19 protein-coding genes, 1 rRNA gene and 1 riboswitch are annotated in these 22793 nt (G+C 63.7%); of the genes, 6 read left to right on the top strand and 14 right to left on the bottom strand.

All coding sequences use genetic code 11. The features are described from left to right. Positions 1–53 precede the first annotated feature (53 nt). Entirely contained in the window at positions 54–527 is a 474-nt protein-coding gene (locus EV641_RS16720; protein ID WP_132473181.1) for a YbaK/EbsC family protein, read from the top strand. Between the two features lie 26 nt (positions 528–553). Here the strand turns inward: EV641_RS16720 and EV641_RS16715 are convergent, their stop codons facing one another. Both EV641_RS16715 and EV641_RS16710 read right to left on the bottom strand, forming a co-directional pair. Beyond that, a complete protein-coding gene (locus tag EV641_RS16715) occupies positions 554–1132 on the bottom strand; it encodes an LLM class flavin-dependent oxidoreductase (protein WP_054713023.1) in 579 nt (192 codons plus the stop codon). Positions 1133–1333: 201 nt separating this feature from the next. Beyond that, on the bottom strand, positions 1334–2644 hold the full coding sequence (locus tag EV641_RS16710; protein ID WP_132473180.1) for an aminotransferase class V-fold PLP-dependent enzyme: 1311 nt from the start codon (positions 2642–2644) through the stop codon (positions 1334–1336). A 70-nt stretch (positions 2645–2714) separates the two neighbouring features. Then, a riboswitch (SAM riboswitch) is annotated at positions 2715–2831 on the bottom strand. Positions 2832–3073: 242 nt separating this feature from the next. Here EV641_RS16710 and EV641_RS16705 point away from each other — a divergent pair. Both EV641_RS16705 and EV641_RS16700 read left to right on the top strand, forming a co-directional pair. Beyond that, a complete protein-coding gene (locus EV641_RS16705; protein WP_132473179.1) occupies positions 3074–6982 on the top strand; it encodes a Pls/PosA family non-ribosomal peptide synthetase in 3909 nt (1302 codons plus the stop codon). Next, positions 6979–8337, top strand: a complete 1359-nt coding sequence (locus EV641_RS16700; RefSeq protein ID WP_241997297.1) for a M1 family metallopeptidase — start codon at positions 6979–6981, stop codon at positions 8335–8337. The genes EV641_RS16705 and EV641_RS16700 overlap by 4 nt, the downstream gene beginning before the upstream one ends. 1 nt (position 8338) lies before the next feature. Here EV641_RS16700 and EV641_RS16695 read toward each other — a convergent pair whose 3' ends face one another. From EV641_RS16695 to EV641_RS16650, 10 genes are all read right to left on the bottom strand, one after another. Continuing rightward, entirely contained in the window at positions 8339–8956 is a 618-nt protein-coding gene (locus EV641_RS16695; protein WP_241997296.1) for a hypothetical protein, read from the bottom strand. A 44-nt stretch (positions 8957–9000) separates the two neighbouring features. Beyond that, a complete protein-coding gene (locus EV641_RS16690; protein WP_347238239.1) occupies positions 9001–10278 on the bottom strand; it encodes an MlaD family protein in 1278 nt (425 codons plus the stop codon). After that, on the bottom strand, positions 10275–11384 hold the full coding sequence (locus EV641_RS16685; RefSeq protein ID WP_241997293.1) for an MlaD family protein: 1110 nt from the start codon (positions 11382–11384) through the stop codon (positions 10275–10277). Before EV641_RS16685 ends, EV641_RS16690 begins: the two co-directional genes overlap by 4 nt. Continuing rightward, positions 11381–12487, bottom strand: coding sequence for an MCE family protein (locus EV641_RS16680; RefSeq protein WP_132473177.1), 1107 nt, complete (start codon positions 12485–12487; stop codon positions 11381–11383). The genes EV641_RS16685 and EV641_RS16680 overlap by 4 nt, the downstream gene beginning before the upstream one ends. Beyond that, complete coding sequence (locus EV641_RS16675) at positions 12484–13536, bottom strand: MCE family protein (RefSeq protein ID WP_132473176.1); 1053 nt, start codon at positions 13534–13536, stop codon at positions 12484–12486. The genes EV641_RS16680 and EV641_RS16675 overlap by 4 nt, the downstream gene beginning before the upstream one ends. 5 nt (positions 13537–13541) lie before the next feature. Beyond that, complete coding sequence (locus EV641_RS16670) at positions 13542–14579, bottom strand: MlaD family protein (RefSeq protein ID WP_132473175.1); 1038 nt, start codon at positions 14577–14579, stop codon at positions 13542–13544. Beyond that, positions 14576–15880 carry an MCE family protein gene (locus EV641_RS16665; protein ID WP_132473174.1) on the bottom strand — a complete coding sequence of 435 codons (1305 nt, stop codon included), beginning with the start codon at positions 15878–15880 and terminating at the stop codon, positions 14576–14578. The genes EV641_RS16670 and EV641_RS16665 overlap by 4 nt, the downstream gene beginning before the upstream one ends. 3 nt (positions 15881–15883) lie before the next feature. Beyond that, complete coding sequence (locus tag EV641_RS16660) at positions 15884–16738, bottom strand: ABC transporter permease (protein ID WP_054713021.1); 855 nt, start codon at positions 16736–16738, stop codon at positions 15884–15886. Beyond that, positions 16739–17575 carry an ABC transporter permease gene (locus EV641_RS16655; protein ID WP_054713020.1) on the bottom strand — a complete coding sequence of 279 codons (837 nt, stop codon included), beginning with the start codon at positions 17573–17575 and terminating at the stop codon, positions 16739–16741. It abuts the gene before it with no gap. 377 nt (positions 17576–17952) lie between these two features. Further along, complete coding sequence (locus tag EV641_RS16650; RefSeq protein ID WP_054713018.1) at positions 17953–18525, bottom strand: TetR/AcrR family transcriptional regulator; 573 nt, start codon at positions 18523–18525, stop codon at positions 17953–17955. Positions 18526–18764: 239 nt separating this feature from the next. Here EV641_RS16650 and EV641_RS16645 point away from each other — a divergent pair, with 239 nt between their 5' ends. Both EV641_RS16645 and EV641_RS16640 read left to right on the top strand, forming a co-directional pair. Continuing rightward, positions 18765–20033 carry a cytochrome P450 gene (locus EV641_RS16645; RefSeq protein WP_132473173.1) on the top strand — a complete coding sequence of 423 codons (1269 nt, stop codon included), beginning with the start codon at positions 18765–18767 and terminating at the stop codon, positions 20031–20033. Between the two features lie 16 nt (positions 20034–20049). After that, positions 20050–20826 carry an SDR family NAD(P)-dependent oxidoreductase gene (locus EV641_RS16640; RefSeq protein WP_054713016.1) on the top strand — a complete coding sequence of 259 codons (777 nt, stop codon included), beginning with the start codon at positions 20050–20052 and terminating at the stop codon, positions 20824–20826. 101 nt (positions 20827–20927) lie between these two features. Here the strand turns inward: EV641_RS16640 and EV641_RS16635 are convergent, their stop codons facing one another. Continuing rightward, the gene (locus EV641_RS16635) at positions 20928–22037 is read right to left on the bottom strand and encodes an epoxide hydrolase family protein (protein WP_132473172.1); all 1110 of its coding nucleotides are present in this window, start codon (positions 22035–22037) and stop codon (positions 20928–20930) included. 101 nt (positions 22038–22138) lie between these two features. Here EV641_RS16635 and EV641_RS16630 point away from each other — a divergent pair, with 101 nt between their 5' ends. After that, entirely contained in the window at positions 22139–22606 is a 468-nt protein-coding gene (locus EV641_RS16630) for a MarR family transcriptional regulator (protein ID WP_054713014.1), read from the top strand. A gap of 103 nt (positions 22607–22709) precedes the next feature. Here the strand turns inward: EV641_RS16630 and rrf are convergent. Beyond that, positions 22710–22793: ribosomal RNA gene (gene rrf / locus EV641_RS16625) — 5S ribosomal RNA — on the bottom strand; the annotation flags it as partial.

Below are 22793 nucleotides of genomic sequence, written 5' to 3'. Positions count from 1 at the left end.
TCGATCCTTGTGGATCCGGTCACAGCGGTCACCGGTTTTCATAGGGTGGCATCATGCCCAGGCCATTGCACCCAAATGCTGCCCGAGTCGCCGACACGCTCATTGCCCGAGGACATCACGGCCTGATCACCACGCAGTCGGCTCCGGTGCACACCGCGGAGCAGGCGGCAGCGGCCGTGCGGGTCGACGTCGGGGCCATCGTCGAATCCCTCGTGTTCCTCCTCGACGACGAGCCGATCCTGATTCTCGCCTCGGGCGCGCACCGGGTGTCCCTCGAACGCACCGGCACCCAGTTGGGTGGCACCCTCGTTCCTGCGCCCGAAGACCTGGTCGCCGAGGTCACCGGGCAACAGCTCGGCGGCGTGGCTCCACTCGGGCACCCCACCAACCTGCCGACCTACGTCGACAGTGCGCTGGCGGGGTACCCCGAGCTGTGGGCATCGGGAGGGAGCCCGGGCACCCTCTTCCGCACCTCGTATACCGAGCTCCTACGGGTGACCGCGGGGGTCGACGTCGTGGTCGACTGATCCCCGCGACCGGCCGTTCGGGCCGGTCAGGATGCCAGGGCGACGCCGGGGCCGTCGGCGAACCTGCGCGCGAACTCCACCGACGACGACGAAACCTCGATAAGACCGCGGGAGCCGAGCCACGGCAACGTTCCGTCGATGACGTTGTCGACGGTGACGCCGCCGCCCACCGGGATCAACGTGACACCGTCGGCAACCTTCACAGCATGAATATCGGCGATCAGGCCGGCCAGTCCACTCGGAGTGCCGACGTAGGACAGGCCTGTCGCTCCCCCACCGTCCTTGCGCCACGCATCCTGAGCGCGGCGACGAGCCAGACGCGCTTCGACGTCGACGATCACTTCGAGGTCGACCAACACGGTGAGGGTGTCAGGATCGCGGCCCTCCGCGGAGGCATCGGCTCGCACCCGATCACGGATCTTGCGTGCTTCCCGAAGATCGGCAGCACGCACCCGCACGACGGCGGGCGGAGCAGCACTGAGGTCCAGCGGGCCCCCGCCGTCACGATCGACGGTGAGGTCGGCCCACACATCGGGGCCGGGTCCCTCTACGAACTCGACCGCGACACGCAGGGATTCGGCCGAAGAGATGTTGCTGTGGGACATGGAGAATTCCTCTCGAATTGCCGAGTACGGCATCGAAAAATGGGAACGGGAACCTCGTCAGTCCGAACAGATACAGGAGGCTGTGCGGCACAGATCGACGTGGCGGCGGCACCACTGCACCGCTGCCTCAGCCGAACTCCACACTGCCATGGCGTAAATCCTACTGATCTTGTGGGGAATTGTCGATCGCAACGGTGATCGTCAGACGCACTCCGCAGCACCGTCGCCCGACTGCGTGAGACCGGGACGGGTCTCCGGCGACGGGCTCCAGGCTCCGTCCGCGTTGGCGTACGACCACGACGGGCCATCCGCCACCAGCTGCCGAAGCGCCGCGAGCAGACGGTCGACGTCCGCCGAGGAGCTTCCCAGCCCCAGGGATGCACGCACCGCACCACCGGGAAGGCCGACACGGGAGAGCAACGGGTGGGCGCAGAAGCGGCCGTCGCGAACCCCGATGCCGTGTTCGGCCGAGAGATATGCGGCGATCTCACCGGGCTCGTAACCGTCGATGCCGAAGGTGACGATTCCGACGCAGTCCGTCGAATCATCCCACAGGCGAAGAATTTCCACGCCGTAGATGTCGCGCAGGCCGTCGACGAGCTGCGCGCACAACAGCTCCTCGTGACGCGCTGCCGCCTCTGCGTCGTGCGATGCGAGAGTGTCGCACGCGGCGGCGATCGCCGCGACCCCCAACACGTTCGGGGATCCGGCCTCATGACGGGCCGGTGCGCACGCCCACTCGGTGTGGTCGAGGGCGACCTCACGCACCGCGCCGCCACCGGCGAGGTACGGCTCTGCCTCATCGAGCCAGTCACGACGCCCGACAAGCACTCCGGCACCGAACGGTGCATACAGCTTGTGTCCCGAGAACGCGAGGTAGTCGACGCCCAGCTCAGCGAGATCGACGCGACGATGCGGAACCAGCTGGGCACCGTCGACGAAGATCCGCGCACCGCACGCGTGGGCGAGATCCGCGAGTTCGGCGATCGGAAGCACCTCGCCGGTCACATTGGAGGCTCCCGTGATGGCAAGCAGTGCCGCCGGCGCACGCTCGAGCTCGACGGCGATCCGCCAGACGGTCTCCGAGACCGAATCCGCAGCTTCGACCACACGAGTGTTCTTCCACGGCAACAGGTTCGCGTGATGTTCGATGTCGAGGACCACGACCTCGCCGGGGACCGCACCGGCCAGCAGGTTGATCGAATCCGTGGTGTTGCGGGTGAAGACCACGACCTGGTCCTCGTCGGCGCCGACGAACCGGGAAACCGACTCGCGTGAATCCTCGTAGCTCGTGGTGCTGATACGCGATGCGTAACCCGCGCCGCGGTGCACGCTGGCGTAGAACGGCAACAGTTTGGAAATCCGGTCGGTCACGCTCGCGAGAGCCGGTGCGCTGGCCGCATAATCGAAGTTCGCGTAGGTGCAGGTCCCGCCCTGCACGAGAGGAACCTGCACGTCACAGCCCGACACGCGAGCAAAGGGGGCGATACAGGTGGTGGTGGCAACAGTCATGACGAATTTCCCTCGTGTATCAGGGACCCGTCGGTGATCGCCACGACGATGGTGAATCGTTCGCCGGCGGAGTCCGCGCTTGCTGCGCCCAGGTTCGGTACGTCAGCCAGGTCGTCACCCGGAGCACCCCACCGCGGCGGAGGGTTGCCGACCAGCGAGCCGGGGCTTGACGCTGGTACTCATGACCTGCCGAAGACAATGACACCGGGCACACTTCGTGTCAAGTCGATACCCGGTCGAGGCCCGTCCCCCAATCTCGCGCGGAAGTGAATTTCTCCTTCTGACCTGCAAAGAAGCCGCCGCCGTGCTTTGCTCTCATGCGTGATGCAACACCGCACGACCCCTGATTCGAACGCACCGGAAATTCATCTGCCGTCCACCTTCACGTGAGATAAACCGGATCGCCCAACCGAGTAGAAGGACAGCGGATTGTCTGCTCAACACCCGCCCGCAGCCGACGACACGTCGCTCGTGCCGGAAATCTTCCTGCGCGGATCGCATGCACCCGCGCCACGCACACTCGTCGACGTACTGCACGCCACCGCCGACTCGCACCCACACGCTCCCGCGATCGACGACGGCACCACGATGGTCGAGTACTCAGAACTGATCGACCTGGTGGTTGCGGGAGCCCGCGGACTCGCGGAGGCCGGTGTGGGCGCCGGCGATCGTGTCGGGGTGCGCATGTCGTCCGGGTCCAAGGACCTCTACGTCACGATCCTGTCCATTCTCGAGGCGGGTGCCGCCTACGTCCCGGTGGACGCCGACGATCCCGACGAACGCGCCGAGCTGGTCTTCTCCGAGGCGAAGGTCACAGCGATCGTCACGGACGCGGGAATCGGTCCCGGCACCGCACCACCGGCCGACGAACCGGACGTGCGCACGCCGACCCTCGACGACGACGCGTGGATCATCTTCACCTCCGGTTCCACCGGCACCCCCAAGGGCGTCGCCGTCACACACCGGAACGCCGCAGCCTTCGTCGACGCCGAAGCGAACCTGTTCTGCCAGGACGAACCCCTCGGCCCCCGCGACCGAGTGCTCGCCGGTCTGTCCGTCGCCTTCGACGCGTCGTGTGAGGAGATGTGGCTGGCCTGGCGGCACGGCGCGTGCCTCGTGCCGGCGCCGCGTTCACTGGTGCGCTCCGGTATGGACCTCGGCCCCTGGCTGGTTTCGCGCAACATCAACGTCGTCTCCACTGTCCCGACCCTCGCAGCGATGTGGCCCGGCGAGGCGCTCGAAGCGGTGCGTCTGCTGATTTTCGGCGGAGAGGCATGCCCGCCCGACCTCGCCGAGCGGCTCGCGGTACCGGGGCGCGAGGTGTGGAACACCTACGGCCCCACCGAAGCCACCGTGGTCGCGTGCGCGGCCATCATGGACGGCACCGGTCCGATCCGTATCGGTCTGCCACTCGACGGCTGGGATCTCGCGGTCGTCGATGCCGAGGGCAACCCCGTTGCCGAAGGACAGGCCGGTGAGCTCGTGATCGGCGGTGTCGGGCTTGCCCGCTACCTGGACCCGGCGAAGGACGCCGAGAAATACGCGCCCATGCCGACCCTCGGCTGGGACCGCGCTTACCGCAGCGGCGACCTCGTCGTACTCGACAGCGCGGGACTCCTCTTCCAGGGCCGCGCCGACGACCAGGTCAAGATCGGCGGGCGCCGCATCGAGCTCGGCGAGGTCGACAATGCCCTGCAGAATCTGCCCGGAGTCGCCGGTGGTGCGTGCGCGGTCCGTAAGACCTCGGCCGGAAGTTCGATCCTCGTCGGCTATATCGCCTCGACCGACCCCGACTTCGACGTGGCATCAGCACACGACCTGCTGTCCGAACAGCTTCCCGCCGCACTCGTGCCGCGTCTCGCGCTCGTCGACGAACTGCCCACTCGCACGTCCGGGAAGGTCGATCGGAACGCCCTGCCGTGGCCGCTGCCCGGCGCCGATGCCGACTCGGTCGAAGCGCTCGGGCTCCCCCCGACCGCCGAATGGGTCGCAGCACTGTGGTCGTCCCTGCTCGGCGCCCGCATCGAAGGGCTCGACGACGACTTCTTCGAACTCGGCGGAGGTTCCCTGTCTGCCGCGCAGCTCGTCACCGCACTGCGTGAGCGCTATCCCGAGATGACGGTCGCCGAGCTCTACGACCGACCTCGGCTCGGGTCCCTCGCCGCCTATCTCGACGAACTCGCCCCGACGGAGACCGCGATACCGCGCGAGGTCGCCCCTGTGTCGCGATGGGCGCAGTTCCTCCAGCTCGCCGCGACAGTGCCCCTCACGACGCTGACCGGCCTCCAATGGATCACGTGGCTCGCGATTCTGAACAACATCATCGCGATGGCCATCGATGTGCCGTGGACGGTGACGTTGTCGTGGTGGTGGGTCGCGGCCGGCGTACTCGTGTTTCTTTCGCCGCTCGGCCGGATGACCACCGCGGTCCTGGGAGCCCGGCTACTCCTGCGCGGGCTGAAGCCGGGTAGCTACCCCCGCGGCGGCTCAACCCACCTGCGTTTGTGGACCGCGCAGCGGCTGTCGGAGGCGTCCGGCGCGACCAACCTGTCGGTTGCGCCGTGGATGCGCCAGTACGCGCGGGCGCTCGGCGCGAAGATCGGCCAGGGCGTCGACCTGCACACCCTTCCCCCGGTCACCGGGATGCTCGAACTCGGCGACGGCTGCTCGATCGAACCCGAGGTGGACCTCTCCGGGTACTGGGTGGATGGCGACGTCGTCCACATCGGGAGCATCCGCATCGGCGCGGGTGCCTCGATCGGTGCGCGTTCGTTCCTCGCTCCGGGTTCACGCGTGGGCAAGAACGCCGAGGTCGCTGCAGGTTCGGCCGTGTTCGGCCGCGTCAAGGCGGCGCAGCAATGGGCCGGTTCGCCCGCACAGAAGACCGGAAAGGCCGAGCCGCAATGGCCGTCCGAGGATCCGCCGCGCGGAGCCCGCTGGGTTCCCATCTTCGGCGTGACGTCGATCCTCCTCGCAGGACTTCCGATCATGTCGATCGCCGCGGGTGTGGCGTTGCTCGTCTGGTGGGTGAAGGACACCGTGAGCGTGTCCGACGCCGTGGTCCGCTCCCTTGCGATGCTCCCGGCCGGCGGAATCGTCACCATGGCCGTGTTCGCGGTACTGACCTTGATCACCGTGCGACTGCTGTCGATCGGCATGACCGAAGGCTGGCACCCGGTCCGAAGCCGCGTCGGATGGCAGGTGTGGGCCACCGAACGGCTGATGGATTCCTCGCGCACCTTCCTGTTCCCGCTCTACGCCTCGATGCTCACCCCGATCTGGCTGCGGCTGCTCGGCGCCGACATCGGCAAGGACGTAGAGGCCTCCACGGTCCTCATGGTTCCCAAGTTCACCAAGGTCGCGGACGGCGCGTTCCTCGCCGACGACACCATGGTCGCCTCATACGAACTCGGCGGCGGCTGGCTGTACATTTCTCGCGCCAAGGTCGGCAAGCGGGCCTTCCTCGGAAACTCGGGCATGGCCGCACCCGGTCGTCGTGTGCCGAAGCACGGTCTGGTCGCGGTCCTCTCGGCCGCGCCGGAGAAGGCGAAGTCGGGTTCGTCGTGGCTCGGCAGTCCCCCGGTGCGATTGCGCCGCGCCTCCGGCGAGTCCGATGCGAGTCGCACGTTCGAGCCGCCGCTGAAGTTGAAGATCGCGCGCGGGGTCGTCGAGACCTTCCGTCTCGTTCCGATGATGGTCACGTTCGGGATCGGGCTGTTGGCCCTGTTCTCACTGAATTCCATTGCCGTCCACATCGGCTACTTGGCCGCGGCGCTGGTCAGTGGACTCGTGCTGATGGCCGCCGGTGCGGTCGCGTGCATCATCACCATCGCAGCGAAGTGGGTCATCGTCGGGCGTATCGGGAACGAGGAACACCCGCTGTGGAGTTCGTTCGTGTGGCGCAACGAGGTGTCCGATACCTTCGTCGAGATGGTCGCCGCGCCGTGGTTCGGTCAGGCGACTCCCGGTACCGCCGTGATGAACCTGTGGTTGCGTGGCCTCGGCGCGACGATCGGCCGTGGTGTGTGGTGCGAAAGCTACTGGTTACCGGAGGCCGACCTCGTCACTTTGGGACCCGGCGCGACCGTGGAGAGGGGGTGCGTGGTTCAAACCCACCTGTTCCATGATCGGATCATGTCCATGGACACCGTGACCCTCGAAGCCGGCGCCACGCTCGGCCCGCAATGTGTCGCGTTGCCCGCATCGGGGATCGGTGCCGGCGCCACAGTCGGGCCTGCGTCCCTCGTGATGCGCGGCGACGTGGTTCCCCCCGCCAGCCGCTGGCAGGGCAATCCCATCGCACCGTGGTCCCGACCTGGTGATTGGTCGCCGCGGTGAAGCCCCTCAAGCCGGCGAAACCCGTAGCGCCCACCGGGCCCGATCGCCCCCTCGACCCGTATCTCCCCCAAAGCGGGAACCGTGGGTATCTCGTGTCGCGGTACGAACTGGACCTGACGTACAAGGTGATCGCCAACCGGCTCGACGGTCGCGCCACCATCATCGCCACCACCACCGATGTGCGCGCCAAGTACACACTCGACCTCGCGCAGGCGATGCGCGTGACCAAGGTGGCGCTGAACGGACGCCGCCCCTCGAAGTTCACCCACCGCAACGACAAGCTGACGGTTACGTCGTCGCAGACCGTCCCCGTCGGAGCGATTCTCACGTTCACGATCCAGTACTCCGGAACCCCTACCCCTCGGCACACCATGTGGGGTGAGGTCGGCTGGGAGGAACTCGACGAGGGTTCGCTGGTCGCAAGCCAGCCGAACGGTGCACCGACGTGGTTTCCGTGCGACGATCATCCGGGCTCGAAGGCCACCTACCGCGTCTCGATCACCACGGATGCACCGTTCCATGCGATCTCCAACGGTACGTTGCTTCGCAAGACGACGAAGGCCAGTCGCACCACCTGGGTGTACGAGCAACCCGAACCGATGTCGACCTATCTCGCGAGCGTGCAGATCGGGAACTACGAGGTCCGCAAGGTCGCGTCGTCGCCGGTACCGCAGTTCGCAGTGCATCCGCCCCGGCTGCGCGCCAAGTTCGACAAGGACTTCGGACGTCAGCCGCAGATGATCGAGGTGTTCACGCGGCTGTTCGGACCGTATCCGTTTTCGCACTACACGGCCCTCGTCACCGACGACGACCTCGAGATCCCGATCGAGTCCCAGGGAATGTCGGTCTTCGGCGCGAACTTCTGTAGTGGCAATCGCCACGAGGAACGGTTGGTCGCGCATGAGCTCGCACACCAGTGGTTCGGCAACAGCCTGACCTTGAAGCGATGGAAGGACATCTGGCTGCACGAAGGCTTCGCATGTTACGCGGAGTGGTTGTGGGCGGAGAACTCCGGAGGACCATCGGCGCACGAACTCGCGCGGCATGCGCACACGAGACTTGCCCGCCTCCCGCAGGACATCCTTCTGGGCGACCCTGGCCCGAAGGACATGTTCGACGACCGGATCTACAAGCGCGGCGCCCTCACCTTGCACGTGTTGCGTCTGCGACTCGGCGACGAACGCTTCTTCACACTTCTGCGTACGTGGACCGCCGAGCACCGGCACTCCAACGTCACCACCGAGCAATTGACCGATCTGGCAACGCGATTCACCGATCAACCGTTGCGACCGCTGTGGGATGCATGGCTCGGCGCCACAGCACTGCCCTCGCTTCCGAACGGTCGGGTCTGCTAGATCAGGGAAGGTCCACCTGCGAGGCCAACCATCGACCGTCGACGAGTTCGAGTGTCATGATGACGCGGCTGCGATCGAGGCGCGGCTCCGGGACAACGGAGTTCGTCACCGTCTGATCGATGAACAGCAGCACCTCGACACGATCGGTCGTGGCCGACTTGATGCCCGCCTCGACCACCGTGCCTTCCGCCTGCGCGTTGTTGTCGACGAGGAGTTGACGCAGTTCCCCGCTCGACTGCGCGTACATCTCCTTGAACTCGCCGGTGGCGCCGTCGAGCACCGCGTCGAAGTTGCTGTCGAGTTCGCCCGGGCTGACCGAGGTCAGCGTCACCGCGTACTCCTGTGCGGTCGCCAGCGCCTCGGCAGCCGCCGCGTTGACGGACCTGACCTCGTGCGCCTTCCATGCGAAGAACGCCGCGCAGGCAACCGAGGCCACGGTGATCACCACGAGCACGGCGGTACGGATCCGGCGCAGTCGACGACCCGAATCGGCTTCGGGCCCGGTCCTGTTGCGTTCGGTCTTCTCGGCACCGGTGTCCTCGGGGGCATCCTGATTCGCCGGATCGACGGTGTCGGTCGTGGATTCGTCGGCCGCCAGGGTGGAACTGGACTTGCTCATGTGCGTTCTCCTTCCAGAGGGGTGGGTGTGCACGAACTCTTCGGTCACCTCGGGTGGAGGTATTCGGCAGGCGGGCCACCATAGGTCAAGGGAACCGACAGCGGTCCGATCGGAGTCGGGTCGGCGGTACGAGTCGGGTCGGCTCCCGACGGCAGCACGGCCTCACCTTCCTCGCCAGGCGGGCGAGGAGCATTCCGGGCACCGCGGATGAGAACCGACGGGTCCGGGTTGTTGCAGTAGGTGTAGAGATAGGGCTCGGGAAAATCGGGAACCGACGGTGGCCGGCGGGGAAGGTCGTAATCGCAGGTGTATCGCGGATACAGGTTGACGTACGCCCATACGCCGCCGTCCCGGAACGCGGTTCCGATAGCTTCGAGTGTCGAGCCGTCCCGCTCCGTCGGGAAGAAGAACTCCTGCAGAGCCGGAACCCGTACGTATGCCATCTGAGAGACCGTCGCAAGGTTCCCGAGCAGCTGCACCATCGTCGGGGAATTGTCTGCAATGATCGAGTCGATCGCACCGAGGGTCGCGGGAGCAGTGTCGACGAATGTCCGGAAGCCCGCATCCATCGACTCGACCCCCTGCAGCAATGTGGACAGGTTGGCCGAGGTGGTCTGCATCCCCGGACTTCCCTCCGCAAGCGTGTTCAGAACCACCTTACTCGTATTGAGAACCGAAACAGTCTGCAGTAAAACAGAATCGAGCGTCGAGATGAGGAACGTTCCTCCGTCGATGATGTCGGACAGCTTCTCGGGCGCCTCGGGGCTGACCCCCAATTCCTCGACGATCACCTGAACTTCGGCGGGATCGATCTGCGCGAGCATGCCATCCAGATTGTGCATGAGGTCGGACAGCGGGACCGGTGTCGAGGTATCTGCCGTCGAGATCACAGCACCATCTGTCAGGTACGGCCCGTCGTCGGTGCTCGGACGGAAGTCGAGATACTGTTCCCCGGCAAGCGACAAGCCCGCGACACGAACCTCCGCCCCTTGGGGAATCTTGGTCTGTGAATCGATCGAAGCAACCGCAACAACACCGTCGTCCGTGAGGTCCACCGCCGTCACACGGCCCACCGGAACCCCGCGTAGGGTGACGTCGCGATCGGGGAGAATGCCGCCGGACTGATCGAAATGCACCTGCACCTGGATCTTTCGGTCTGCAGGATTGAGTTCGAAGACACCGAACACCAGATAGGCGATTCCTAGCACGAGAGTCGTTGCGAGCGCCGTCAAGGACAATCCGAGACGATGCCGATACCCCGTCCGGACCGCACCGACAACCGGTGCTGCCATCCGGTCTGTCACACTCACCTTCTCGGTCACCCGCCCGCTCCTGTCAACCTGCCCTGCAGACGCAGCAAGGAATGGGTGATGGCACCTACCATCGTGTCGATGTCCGACACCTCCGGCAACCGGCTTCCTGGATCCCCGGAATGTCCGGGTGACGGAATCGCTCCGAGGATGAGCTGTTGCCAGTCTGCGTCAGCGCTCGCCGACGTCGAGTTCGTCGTCTTCATGATCGGAGCGAAAAGACTGTTGACCGCTTCGAGTGAGGCATCGGGCGAGATCGCCGCGTTGTTGAGCTCGGCCGCGATCCGGTTGATATCGGCGACCATCGACCGCGTATCGGTACCGTTGACCGACGGCAGCTTCGCCATCTGCGTACTGATCCGATCCACCTGCGTCACGAGGTCGAGTATCTCCGCCGTGTCGCCGGCAACGACCTCGAGCGCTGGACCCGCCGCGGCAACCACCTCGCGGATCGTCGATTTCCGTTCCGCCAATGTGGCAATGAGCATGTCGGTCTGAACCAGTGAGTGTTCGATCTCGGCAGACCGCGCACCGAGTTGCATAACCAGGCGAGCAGACTCGTCGAGAAGGCTCTCGATGTTTGCGCCCCGTCCGTCGACAGCGTGACCGAGCCCGTTCACGATCTTGGTGAGGTTACGCACTGCACCTCCATTGACGAGGACCGACGCGGTCGAGAGCAACTCCTCGATTGTTGCGGCAGCCGACGTGTCTGCGATCGGAATTGCGTCGCCGTCGCCGAGTGGAGGTCCGGTCACAGCTTCCCCTTCGGGTGCCTGTAGCGCAACGAAGACATCTCCCAGCGGGGTCGCCGAGCGCAATTCGGCACCGCTGCCGGCAGGCACCACGACCCCCTCAGCAACGCGCATGGTCACGATCGCCTGATATCCCTCCACGGCCATCGATTCGACCTCGCCCACATCGACGCCGTCGAGCTTGACCTTGGCCTTCGTCGGGAGGTTCAACGCGTTCTCGAATGTTGCCGTGAGAGTGTACGAGTCACCACTCAAACCCGGAGCCGGCAGCGGAAGCTGCTCCAAGCCCACCGAGCAGGCCGCGGTCGACGACACCGCAGCCATCACGCAGGCAGCGCCTACGCCTCGTCTGATACTGAGCCTCACTGGTGCATCCCCGCTAGTCCTTCGAGCATCCCCGACATCCCGAAATCCGGGCCGAGGTCGCTGACTGTGCCGGTGTCACAACCCAGATCTCGCATTCCCATGAGATTGCAGACCTCCTTGACCAATAGCCCATCGAGCGCCACCCGTTCGAGCAGACCGTGCACGCGGGCTCCGCCGTTCTCCCGGTCCATGACGTGGTAAGCGTTGTTCAGCAGGAGGGGGGCCAAGTCCAGGAACTCTCCGATCTCTCGCTGATAGTCGGCGAGCGCACGGGTGAGCGTCTCGGCGTTCGTCGCCGTCGCCTGCACCGCACCGCGGTTGGCTGTCAGCAGATCATTCGTCTGCAGCAGAATGTCATTGATCATGAATCCGGTGTCGCCGAGGCCTATACCGGATTCGGCGAGCACAGCACTGAGTTGGTTCGTCACTGCACCGAACTCACGAATGTCCTGATCGTTGACTGCCGCAGCCTCGGACAGCACTGCGAGATTGTCGACGATCGCAGTCAGCTCGTTGCGCGTCTGGGCACCCCCGTCGGGCCCGATCTTCAAAGCCTCCGACAATGTTCCGAGCGCAGATCGGATACTGCTACCCTGCCCGTCGGTCATCGATGCGCCCGCGCTGAGGAGTTCGGCGACGGCTCCGTTGCCCTCGCCGTCGCCTTGGAGTTCGAGCGCCATGGTATCGGCCATGGCGATAAGCCGGTCGAACTCGATGGGGGTGCGAGTCCGGTCGAGTCCGATCACGGCATCATCCTCGAGGGTGTCGCCGCCGCGATACACCGGGGTCAGTTCCACGTGCCTGTCGGTGAGTACCGATGTCGAGACCGCAACTGCTTGCGCATCGGACGGAATCTCCATGTCACCGTCGATATTCATCGTCACCGCCACGTGGGTCCCCTGTGGTTCGATGGCGGTCACACGGCCGACCTTGATTCCCAGCACCGCCACAGTGTTCCCGACGTAGAGCCCCGCGCCGTTGTCGAACTTCGCGGTGACGGTGATCTCGTCGTTGCCGGCGAACCACGATCGAAACCCGATGAACGCGAGCCCCGCCACAACGGCAATCACCGCCACGATCGACAGCCATCTACGCGTCCTCATTGGCAATCCTCGAAGTACGTTGGGAGCGAATGTAGTTCGGCATTCCCGCTGATCGCGCACATCCACGAGTCGATAAACGGGCCGGCAACGGAAGTGAAATCCAGTTCGGGTCCGGTGCCGGTCGCGTTCGTGAAGTTACGGATGGGTACCGGGAGAATCTGAAGAATGTTGCGGAGCAGTGCATCCTGATTTCCCAGGCTCTGCAGCATCGAGTCGAGATCCGCGATCAACGCATCGAGTGACTCGCGATCGTCGACGACGATCGTATGCAACTCTTGCACAAGGCCCGTGGTGGACGACAACAACCGTTCGACCAGATTCTGCCGAAGAGCCAGCTCGTTCACCATGTCACTGCCGTCTCGTACCAACGAACCGAGGTCGCCCTGCTGGGCACGGATGATCTCCGTGAGTTCGTAGGTTGCGGTTACGAGAGATCCGACCTGATCGCGACGGTCCGCTACGACCCTCGACAGGCTCTCGACGTTCTCCAGGGCCTGCGGCATCAGAGCTGGAAGATCGTCCAACTCCCCGGCGAGTTCGGTCAGTGTCACACCCAATCTTTCCGCGTCGACTTGCTCGAAGGTCGTTGTCGCGTCGGCGAGAACAGCTTGGAGATCATAGGGGACCACGGTATTGGACAGCCTTATCCTCTTGTCCGGAATACTGCCCTCGCCTGCCGGGCGCAACTCCACATAACGCGACCCGAGCAGCGTGGTGAGTTTGATCGACGCGACTGTGTCGGCACCCAAGTTCACACCGTTGTCGATCTTCATCTCGACAACCACGTGATCACCCTCGAGTCGCGCGCCTTCGACCGTACCCACCTGGATTCCCGCCACCGTCACCCCATCCCCCGGCGCGATCTGAGCTGCCTGCACGAATTCCGCTTCATAGGTCGACTTTCCGATCCCCAGGTTTGCAACCCCTACCATCGCGACCAATACTGCGACAATCATCGCGACCGTCAAGATGCCGAGGGAGACGCTACGGTACGACTCAACCGGTCGCAGCCGGAATTTCCGAGCGGATGTGGTTCCTGTCCGTGTCATGGCCGTCACCTACAGATCGGGGATTGCTTGATTTCGCCGCCGGGCGTGGCACCTGCCACGATCGACGGGATGACATGGCTCAACTCGGGAACGAGCGTTGCGTTGATGTTGCACAGGTAGGCGTTCAGGTAAGAACCGTCCTCGCTCACACGGGCCAACCCTTTGAGTAGGCCGGGGAGATTGAATCCGAAGTACTCCCACGATGGTTTGGTGTCGACGAAGTGTCCGGTGAAGCCCGGTTGCCTGCGCAGGAGTTCTTGCAGGTCCGGCTGCACTTCGCCGGTGAGTGCCGCAAGACTGTCTGTGGTGGTCGCAATCCTGTCGAGCGAACCGACCAGTTCCGGGCGCCTGGCGTTCAACTCCGCGAAGATCGAATGGGCACCGGTGATCACCGAGTCGATCTCACCACTCTGCGACGCGAGATCGGAGATGATGCCGTCCAGGTTGACGATGATGTCGCCGAGAATGCGGTCCGGTTCGACCATCGACTCCGCAAGCCTCGATGTCTCTGCCACCAGGGTGGTTACGGATCCGCTGTCGCCCTGGAGCGCGGCGATCACCGAGGCCGTAATATTGTCTACCTGCTCCGGGTCGAGCACGCTGAACAGCGGCTCGAAACCATTGAGTAACACCGAGATATCGAATGACGGTTCCGTTCGCTCGAGCGGGATCTCGGCGCCGGCTTCGAGGATCGCGGTATCCGGGTTCTGCCCCAGGGAAAGCCCGAGATAGCGCTGGCCGATGATGCTCTGATAGGTGATCGCAGCCTCCGTGTTAGCGAACACCTGCTGGGACGAGTCGATGCTGAACCCGACCCGCGCAACCGTCTCATCGAGTGAGATCGAGTCGACCCGGCCCACTCGCACGCCGGCCATCCGAACGTCGTCGCCCACACGCAAACCGGAAACGTCGCTGAACACTGCAGAATAGGAACTCGTAGAGCCCTGCACTCCTCGCTGCAGGGTGACCACGACCGGCCAGGTCAATCCCGCCGAGATCAGCAGGAACACGATGAGCCCGATCAGCGGTTTGCGTATCGTCATCGTGGCCCTCCGCCCGTCTCGGGGGTCACTCGGATGTCGACGCCGCGTGTGATGGGCCCGAGTAGGAGGTCGGCCGCCCCGCCGAAGTCACCGCCGAGGATCTGATCGACAATGTCCTTTTCTGCGGGTGCACCGACCTGACCCACGTTGCCTCCTATCGGGGCTCGCTCGATCGTGCGTGTCGATCCGAGTCGTTCGGCCACAGGTGGAGCGCCCGTGTCCGGAGCTGTGGCGCAGCTGGGCCCGGCCAGATCTCCGTACCGGGGGCAGTCAGTGCGTGTGTACTCGATGTGGGGTGTCGCCTGGAATACGAACTTGCCCGTTCCGTTCTGCTGGCCTACCGGCCAGAACTCCGTCCACCACTTCCCCGAGATCCAATTCATCCTATTGACGATCGGAGTGAACTCGTGAGCACCGTCGGCGACCACTCCCAGCACGGGTTCGAGCTCAGTGGTGATACCGATGATCCGGTCGGTGTTGTTCTCGAGCGAGGTCGCCATCGTCGAAAGGGTGTTGGCGCTTCCGAAGAAGAACGTTGACAGCTGTTCCTGCTTCTCCGCGATGGTCCGCATGGGTACCACGGCGTGGTTCACGGCGTCGAGCAGATCCGGCGCCGACTGCTGCAGTCCCTCTACTGCATTCGCCAGCGCGGACAATGTCGACGGACTGCCGTCCGGGGTCACGACCGCCCCGATCTCGTGCACGATTCGCTGCAATTGCGCACCGGCCTGGACGATGTCGTCGCCCCGCCGATCGGTGGCCTGCGCGACTGTGGCGAGGACACCCAGTGTCTCCTGCGAGCTGAGACGCGCGGTCGCGGCGGTGAGGTCGCGAAGCTTCGTCAGTGCTGTCTGAAGCTGCACCGTGGAGAGGCTCTCGTCCTGCAGGATCGTCGCCCCCTCCTCGAGGTGAGGTGCCGGGCCGTTGTCGACCAACTGGACCGACGAAACGGCGAAGACGTTGCTCGGCACCACGCGCGCGGTCACCGTTGCCGGAATTCCGTCGAGATATTCGGGACGGATCGCGATGTTCACCAAATTGCGTCCGTCGCCCTCGGCCATGGCGACATCGTCTACCTGCCCGACCAGGACACCCCGGAACTTGACATCGGATCTCGCAGGTAGGCCGTCGCCGACGTCCGTGAGCGCCGCAGTGACGTGGTAACTCTTGTCGAACGCACCGTTCATCTTGGCGAGGATCCCGGCGACCAGCAGTACCGCCACCACGAGTGCGATCGTCCCGCGTAACACCAGCGCGCGCACTGTCAGCCGGTTCGGGTCGCTCTCCAGCAGAAACGACATCGGCTATCCCCCGAGCCTTGCTCCGGAACCGAGGCCCCAGAATAGAAGCGTCAGAAGCAGATTCATTACGATCATCGACGAGATACTCGCACGCATCGCTCGTCCGGCCGCAGTACCGACACCCTGGGGCCCTCCGGAGGCGTAGTAGCCGTAGTAACACTGAATGGTCGTCGTGATGATGACGAAGAGGATGGTCTTGAGCAATGAGTAGAAGACATCGGATCCGCTGAGCACCAAGGAGAAGTAATGGTCGTAGGTTCCGGACGAGACCCCACCGGCCATGCCGATCACGACCTGCACCGCGACGTAATTGACCGCCAAGCAGACGAGATACAGCGGTATCACCGCGACCACCGACGCCAAAAGTCGCGTGGTGACGAGGAAGGGTATGGAGCGGATCGCGAGCGTCTCCATCGCGTCGATCTCCTCGGAGATCCTCATCGCACCGAGTTGGGCGGTGAAACGGCAACCGGCCTGCGCCGCAAAAGCCAGCGACGCCATAATGGGCGCAAGTTCACGAGTCGTGGCCGTGGACGAGATCATCCCGGTCGCGGGTTCGAGACCGAGGAGGTGCAGCGCGTTGTATCCCTCGATCGCCACGATGGCACCGGCAGCTGCGCCGAGCACGATGATCACGCCGGCCGTACCACCACCGACGACGAGCGAGCCGTTCCCCCACGTCACGTCGGAGAGAATCCGAAGGAACTCTTTCCGGTAGTGCCGCAGTGTTGTGGGGATCGCCGCGAGTGCTCGTATCAGGAAGGTCACCATATGCCCGAGCCGGGCGATCACTGTCGCCTGACTTCTGAACGCGGTGACTATCGGCCTTACGCCCGGCGGGAAATAGCTGGAAGCCACTCAGAACCCCGTCCTCGGGAACAGCAATACATAGAGCTGTGTGAAGGCGACATTGACGACCATCAGGAGAAGGATCGACGCGACCACTGTGGCGTTCACCGAGTTCGCCACCCCCGCGGGGCCGCCACTGGTCGATAGCCCCTTCTGACATGCAACCACCGCGACGATCGCCCCGAACACCATGGCCTTGATCATCGTGAGAACGAAGTCGCCGACGGTCGCGAAGGAAGCAAAGGTGGCGACGAAGCTACCCGGCGTCCCGTTCATTACGAACGTGTTGAACAGGTACCCGGACAGGAATCCGACGAAGCAGACGAGTCCGGTCAATGCGAGACCCACCAGGATCGCCGCGGCGAACCGCGGAACCACCAGCCGCCTGATCACCGAGATCCCCATCACTTCGAGAGCGTCGATCTCGTCCCTGATCTTTCGCGAACCGAGATCCGCGCAGACGGCCGAGCCGGCCGCCGACGCCATCAACAACGCCGCGACCATCGGAGCACCCTGCTTGATCACGGCAAGACCACTTGCCGCCCCCGCCAGGGAGGTCGCTCCGACCTGTCCGGCGAGCAAGCCGAACTGGATCGAGAGAGTCACTCCGATCGGGATCGCAACGAACATCGTGGGCAGCGCGGACGCCGACGCCATGAATGCCGCCTGGCGGATGAACTCCGCGAAGGGAAACCGAAGGGTGGCTATGTCCACCACGAGGTGCTGGACCGTTCGGACTCCGAGCTTGCATTGTTCCCCCACGGTTGCGAGGGCGGCCACGGGGTGGCGTCGAACGTACCCTCGTGCCCATTCGTCGATCTCATCGGCGGCGGACTGCTCATGCATTGAAGTGGAACCCTCTTCTGCCACAGTCGATCCCCTTCGCGAGCGGAAGAATTCGAAGTGCGCAGCCGATATCAGATCGACCGTCGCTCATACTCTGTACGAAAGATGCTGTGCACGTGCGAAAATGGGCTTTATTCTCGCACCGAGGAACAATTTCGGTCCATCATGAAGAACCAGCAGACAGGAGGCGCCCGAAATCGGGCGCCCCGGCCGCACACCCCCGACGCCCGCGGCCGAACCGGTCACTCCACAAACGAGCATCTGACATGCATCAAAGTAGAAGAGAGTTCTCACAAATGCAATGATGCTTTACGGATTGGTGTCGAGGGCGCTTCGATAAGCGCTGCTATCTGCGCCCCTACCTGCAGAGATGGATATCAGTCGAACTTACTCAGGACCCACTCGACAAGTTCCGCCGTCTCCGCATGACCGCCGGTTACACCCAAGGACTCCTCCATGACCAGCACTCGCGACAAGCTGGTCATGAGCACCGAGACCACGACCGGATGGATCTTCTCGGAGAGGTTCACGCGGTCGAGGACCTCATCGAGCGCCTCTCGCTGGCCTGCGCGGAACCGTTCGGAATAATTCGCAATCTCCGCCCGCAATGCCTCACGGTGGCGCGACATGGCGATGAACTCCATGGTCACGGCGACTCCGGCGGGGTTCGTGCTGAACTCCCACAGCGACCGCAGCGGGTTGGGTGCGTTCATCAGCTCGGCCTGAACGGCCAAGCCCTCCTCGGCGCGGCGGCGGAAGATCTCCAGGAACAGGTCGTCCATCGTTCTGAAGTAGTAGTGCACCAACTGCGGCTTCAAACCGGCCTTATCAGCAACTCTCCTGGATGTTACTGCGGCGTATCCCTTTTCGATCATCAATGCCTCAGCCGCATCGAGCAGGACCGTTCGATTCTTCGCATCCGGTGCACCGAGCCTGCGCGACGACGCCATCCATCAACCTCCAATTCATCAGTTGCACGGCTGCAACTTTGCAACATCCTAACGCGGATAACTTATGTGATGTTGACCATATCCAGCGCCATGTGTTATCCATGACACCAACAATGCTAGGCAGGTGCACAGCGCTCGGAGGTCACACCCCTCAGCCCAGGCCCTCGCGCGCCAACTGTATCGAACCTAGTTGTGCTGCAATGTTTTATGCAATATCCAGGTCCTCCAGGAGGCTCGACTTGAACGACTTCGATACGAAGGACTACTTCACGGATCCGTCCTTCGTCGCCGACCCGCACCCGTTCTTCGACCATCACCGTTCGAAGTGCCCGGTACGACGACTGGAAGCCTCACAAAACGTCATCGCGGTCACCGGATACGACGAAGTCCTGGCAGTACTTCGCGATACAGCGAACTTCTCCAATATCGTCGCGCCGATCGGCCCCTTCCCGCCGCTACCGTTCACGGTGGACGGCGACGACATCAATGGGCAGATCGACGCACACCGCGAACAGTTTCCGATGTACGAGCATCTGGTCACCATGGATCCGCCGCAGCATTCGCGGACTCGACGGCTGGTGAGCGGCCTGTTCACACCGCGCAGGCTCGACGAGAACGAACACTTCATGTGGGAGCTCTCCGATCGACTGATCGATCAGTTCCACGCGTCCGGCAAGTTCGAGGCACTCTTCGGCTACGGGGTGCCGTTCGCCCTGTTGACGATCGCCGATCTCCTCGGTGTGCCCGCCGAACACCATGAGTCGTTCGCGCGACATCTCAACGCGCAGAAGGTCGGTTCGACCGAAGGCGAATCGCTGGGTACCAACCCTCTCGAGTTCCTGGACGAGAAGTTCACGGCCTTCCTCGAAGATCGCCGACGCGAACCGCGTGCCGACGCCCTCACGATTCTGGCCGATGCGAAGTACCCCGATGGGGAAGTCCCCGACGTGGTCGAACTCGTCCGGATCGCCACCTTCCTTTTCGGCGCCGGCCAGGACACCACGGCGCGGCTCATCACCTCGATGCTGCTCCAGATCGCCGAGAACCAAGATCTCCAGAAGCAGCTACGCGAAGACCGCAGCCTGATCCCTCCATTCATCGAAGAAATGCTTCGTATGGAGGGCCCCGTCAAGAGCGACTTCCGCCTGGCACGCAGGACGACGACGGTGGGCGACGTGCAGATCCCGGCCGGCACGGTGGTCATGGTGTCGCTTCCCGCAGCCAATCGAGACCCCGCGCGATTCGAGAATCCCCATGAGCTCCGGATCGATCGAGAGAACGCACGCGAACACGTCGCCTTCGGCCGAGGTGTTCATTCATGCCCCGGCGGACCATTGGCACGCGTCGAGGCACGCGTGACGATCGAGCGGATTCTCGACCGCATGCACGACATCCGGGTCTCGGAAGCCGAGCACGGTCCCGCACACGAGCGCGAGTTCAGGTACGAACCTACGTACATTCTCCGCGGACTCGCCGAACTCCACCTCGAATTCACTCCCGTCGGCTGAAAGGACGAATTCCCACATGGTCGACAACACCAACAGCATCGAGGCGACGAACAGGGTCGCGGTCGTCACCGGCGCAGGCTCCGGCATCGGACTCTCCGTCGCCCGGCAGCTCGGTGCACTGCACCACCCCGTCGCATTGCTCGACCGGAGTGGCGCTGCGGCACAGAAGGCCGCCGACGAGCTGAACGAACAGGGCGCGACCGCCCGCGCGTTCGAGGTCGACGTCGTCGATCGGCCCGGAGTGGACGCGGCCCTGGAGAAGGTGCGCGCTGAACTCGGTGCCGTGAAGATCATGGTCACGAGCGCCGGAATCGAAGCCACTGCTCCATTCGCCGACATCGATCTCGCCGACTGGAAACGCATCATCGACGTCAACCTCACCGGCACATTCAACAGCGTGCAGTCGGCGGTACCCGACATGATCGAGGCAGGGTGGGGTCGCATCATCACGATCTCGTCGTCCAGTGCGCAGTCCGGCGCCCCCGACCGTGCGCACTACGTCGCATCGAAGGGCGGAGTCATCGCGCTCACGAAGGCCCTGGCATACGAGTTGTCGCCGAAAGGGATCACTGCCAACACGATTCCACCGTCGATCATCGACACTCCGATGGCACGGGCAGCCGAGGAATCCGGCGAGATGCTGATCAACTTCGAAGCACTCGCCAGCATGACGCCGGTGCGACGGACGGGAACACCACACGACGTCGCAGCAGCGACCGCGTTCCTCTGCTCTGACGATGCCGGCTTCATCACCGGTCAGATCATCGGCGTCAACGGCGGTTGGTACCTCTGATCCGAAAGCGGGGAGGCACGTGGCGACCATGATGGGAGTCGTCACTCGGGGGATGGGAAAAATGTGTGGGGGACCCGCATCAGCAGGTCCCCCACACATTTTCATCGCACAGTTGTCGTAGGTCCGTCCTTCTCCAGCTGGGCGAGAAAGAAGGTGCGGATATCCTCGGCAAGCAACTCCGGCACTTCCATAGCGGGGAAATGACCACCGCGTTCGAACTCCGACCAGTGCGTGATGTCGTACAGACGGGCCGCCAGTGGCCTCACGGACTGCGTGATGTCGTGTGCGAACACCGCCACGCCGACAGGTACCGGGCACTGGTGAACCTGCCGGGGGGCATCACGGTGCAGCCGAGCCGATGAGGCCGCAGTCGCAGTGAACCAGTACAACGAGATGTTGGTGAGTATCCGATCATCACTGACCTGTGAGCGCGAATCTGTCCACTGCGCGAAGCGCTCGGCGATCCACACAAGTTGGCCGACCGGTGAGTCGGTCAGTGCGTAGCCGATCGTTTGTGGAGCGGTCGCCTGGAGAGCTTGGTACGGAGGACGATTCGCCATTATTTCCCTGGCCTTGTCCAGGCGCGCTTCATCCTCCTCCGACAGTGCGACATCGGCGTCCGGGTCAGGGCGGGCAGGTAGATAGTTCACATGTACCCCGACCACGTTTTCCGGCACGATCGCCCCCAGCGCCAACGAGATGCCCGAACCGAAGTCACCGCCCTGCGCTCCGTAACGCGAGTATCCGAGACGCCGCATCAACTCGGCCCAGGCTCGCGCGATCCGGATGACATCCCAGCCACGATCATGGGTCTGCCCGGAGAAGCCGAAACCTGGGATCGATGGAATCACCAGATGGAAGTCTCGGGACAGCGGCTCGATCACGTCGAGGAACTCCAGAAACGAACCGGGCCAACCGTGGGTGAGGACCAGTGCAAGGGCCTCCGGTTTCGACGATCGAACGTGGACGAAGTGGATGTTCTGCCCGTCGATCTCGGTGGTGAAGTGCGCGAACTCATTGAGCGCGGCTTCGTGGGCGCGCCAGTCGTAACCTGCCTGCCAGTAGTCGGCAAGATCCTGGAGTCGGGTCAGTGGGAAGCCGTAGTCCGTGCCGGCATCTGCGACCTCGTTGGGCCATCGAGTACGGGCGAGCCGGTCGGTGAGGTCATCGAGGTCGGCCTGAGGAACCTCGATACGAAACGGCGTGATCACAGTTCCCTCCTGAGGGTCAATCATTTGGAAACCAAACGTTTATTGACCGAACGATACACGACGATCGTTGGTCGACCAAACGATTGGCCTAGACTTGCGGGATGGAGAGCTCATCCGAGGAGACACCCGCCAAGTGGAAAGGTCTGGCCAGTTGGCTGATCACTCAGACGGGCCACCACGCGCATCGCGTGGTGGCAGATGGGTTCAGCTCCGTGCACTCGCACGGTTATCACTACCGCGTGCTGGCAACGTTGGAAGAGTTCGGGCCGGCCAGCCAAGCGACTCTGAGCCGACGCAGTTCGATCCACACCAGCGAGTTGGTCGCAACGATCAACGAACTGGCCGAACAAGAACTGGTCGAGCGAACCCCGGATCCCTTCGACCGGAGGCGCAACATCGTTTCGCTCACCTCCGCGGGTGAACGACATCTCCGACGGCTGGAGAAGCAAGTATCCGCTTCCCAGGACGAATTCCTGGCTCCATTGTCAGCCAAGGAACGAAAGCAATTGACCGCGCTACTTTCCAGATTGTTGAATCATCACGAAAAGCGGGCCGGTAGCTCCGAATAACCGGCGGCCGATATAGTCGGCGCGCGTTCAACAGAAACTTATCCGGTGGACTCCGGAAAACACGAAAGGGGACCCACAAATGGGTCCCCTTTCGCAAACGGGTGTTCGGCGGCGTCCTACTCTCCCACACCCTGTCGAGTGCAGTACCATCGGCGCAGACAGGCTTAGCTTCCGGGTTCGGAATGGG

Origin of the sequence: Rhodococcus sp. SMB37, assembly GCF_004345605.1 — a bacterium.
In the GTDB taxonomy this organism is placed as follows: Bacteria; Actinomycetota; Actinomycetes; order Mycobacteriales; family Mycobacteriaceae; genus Rhodococcus.
The sequence above is the reverse complement of the archived record's forward strand: the minus strand, read 5'-3'. Positions and strand labels throughout refer to the sequence as shown.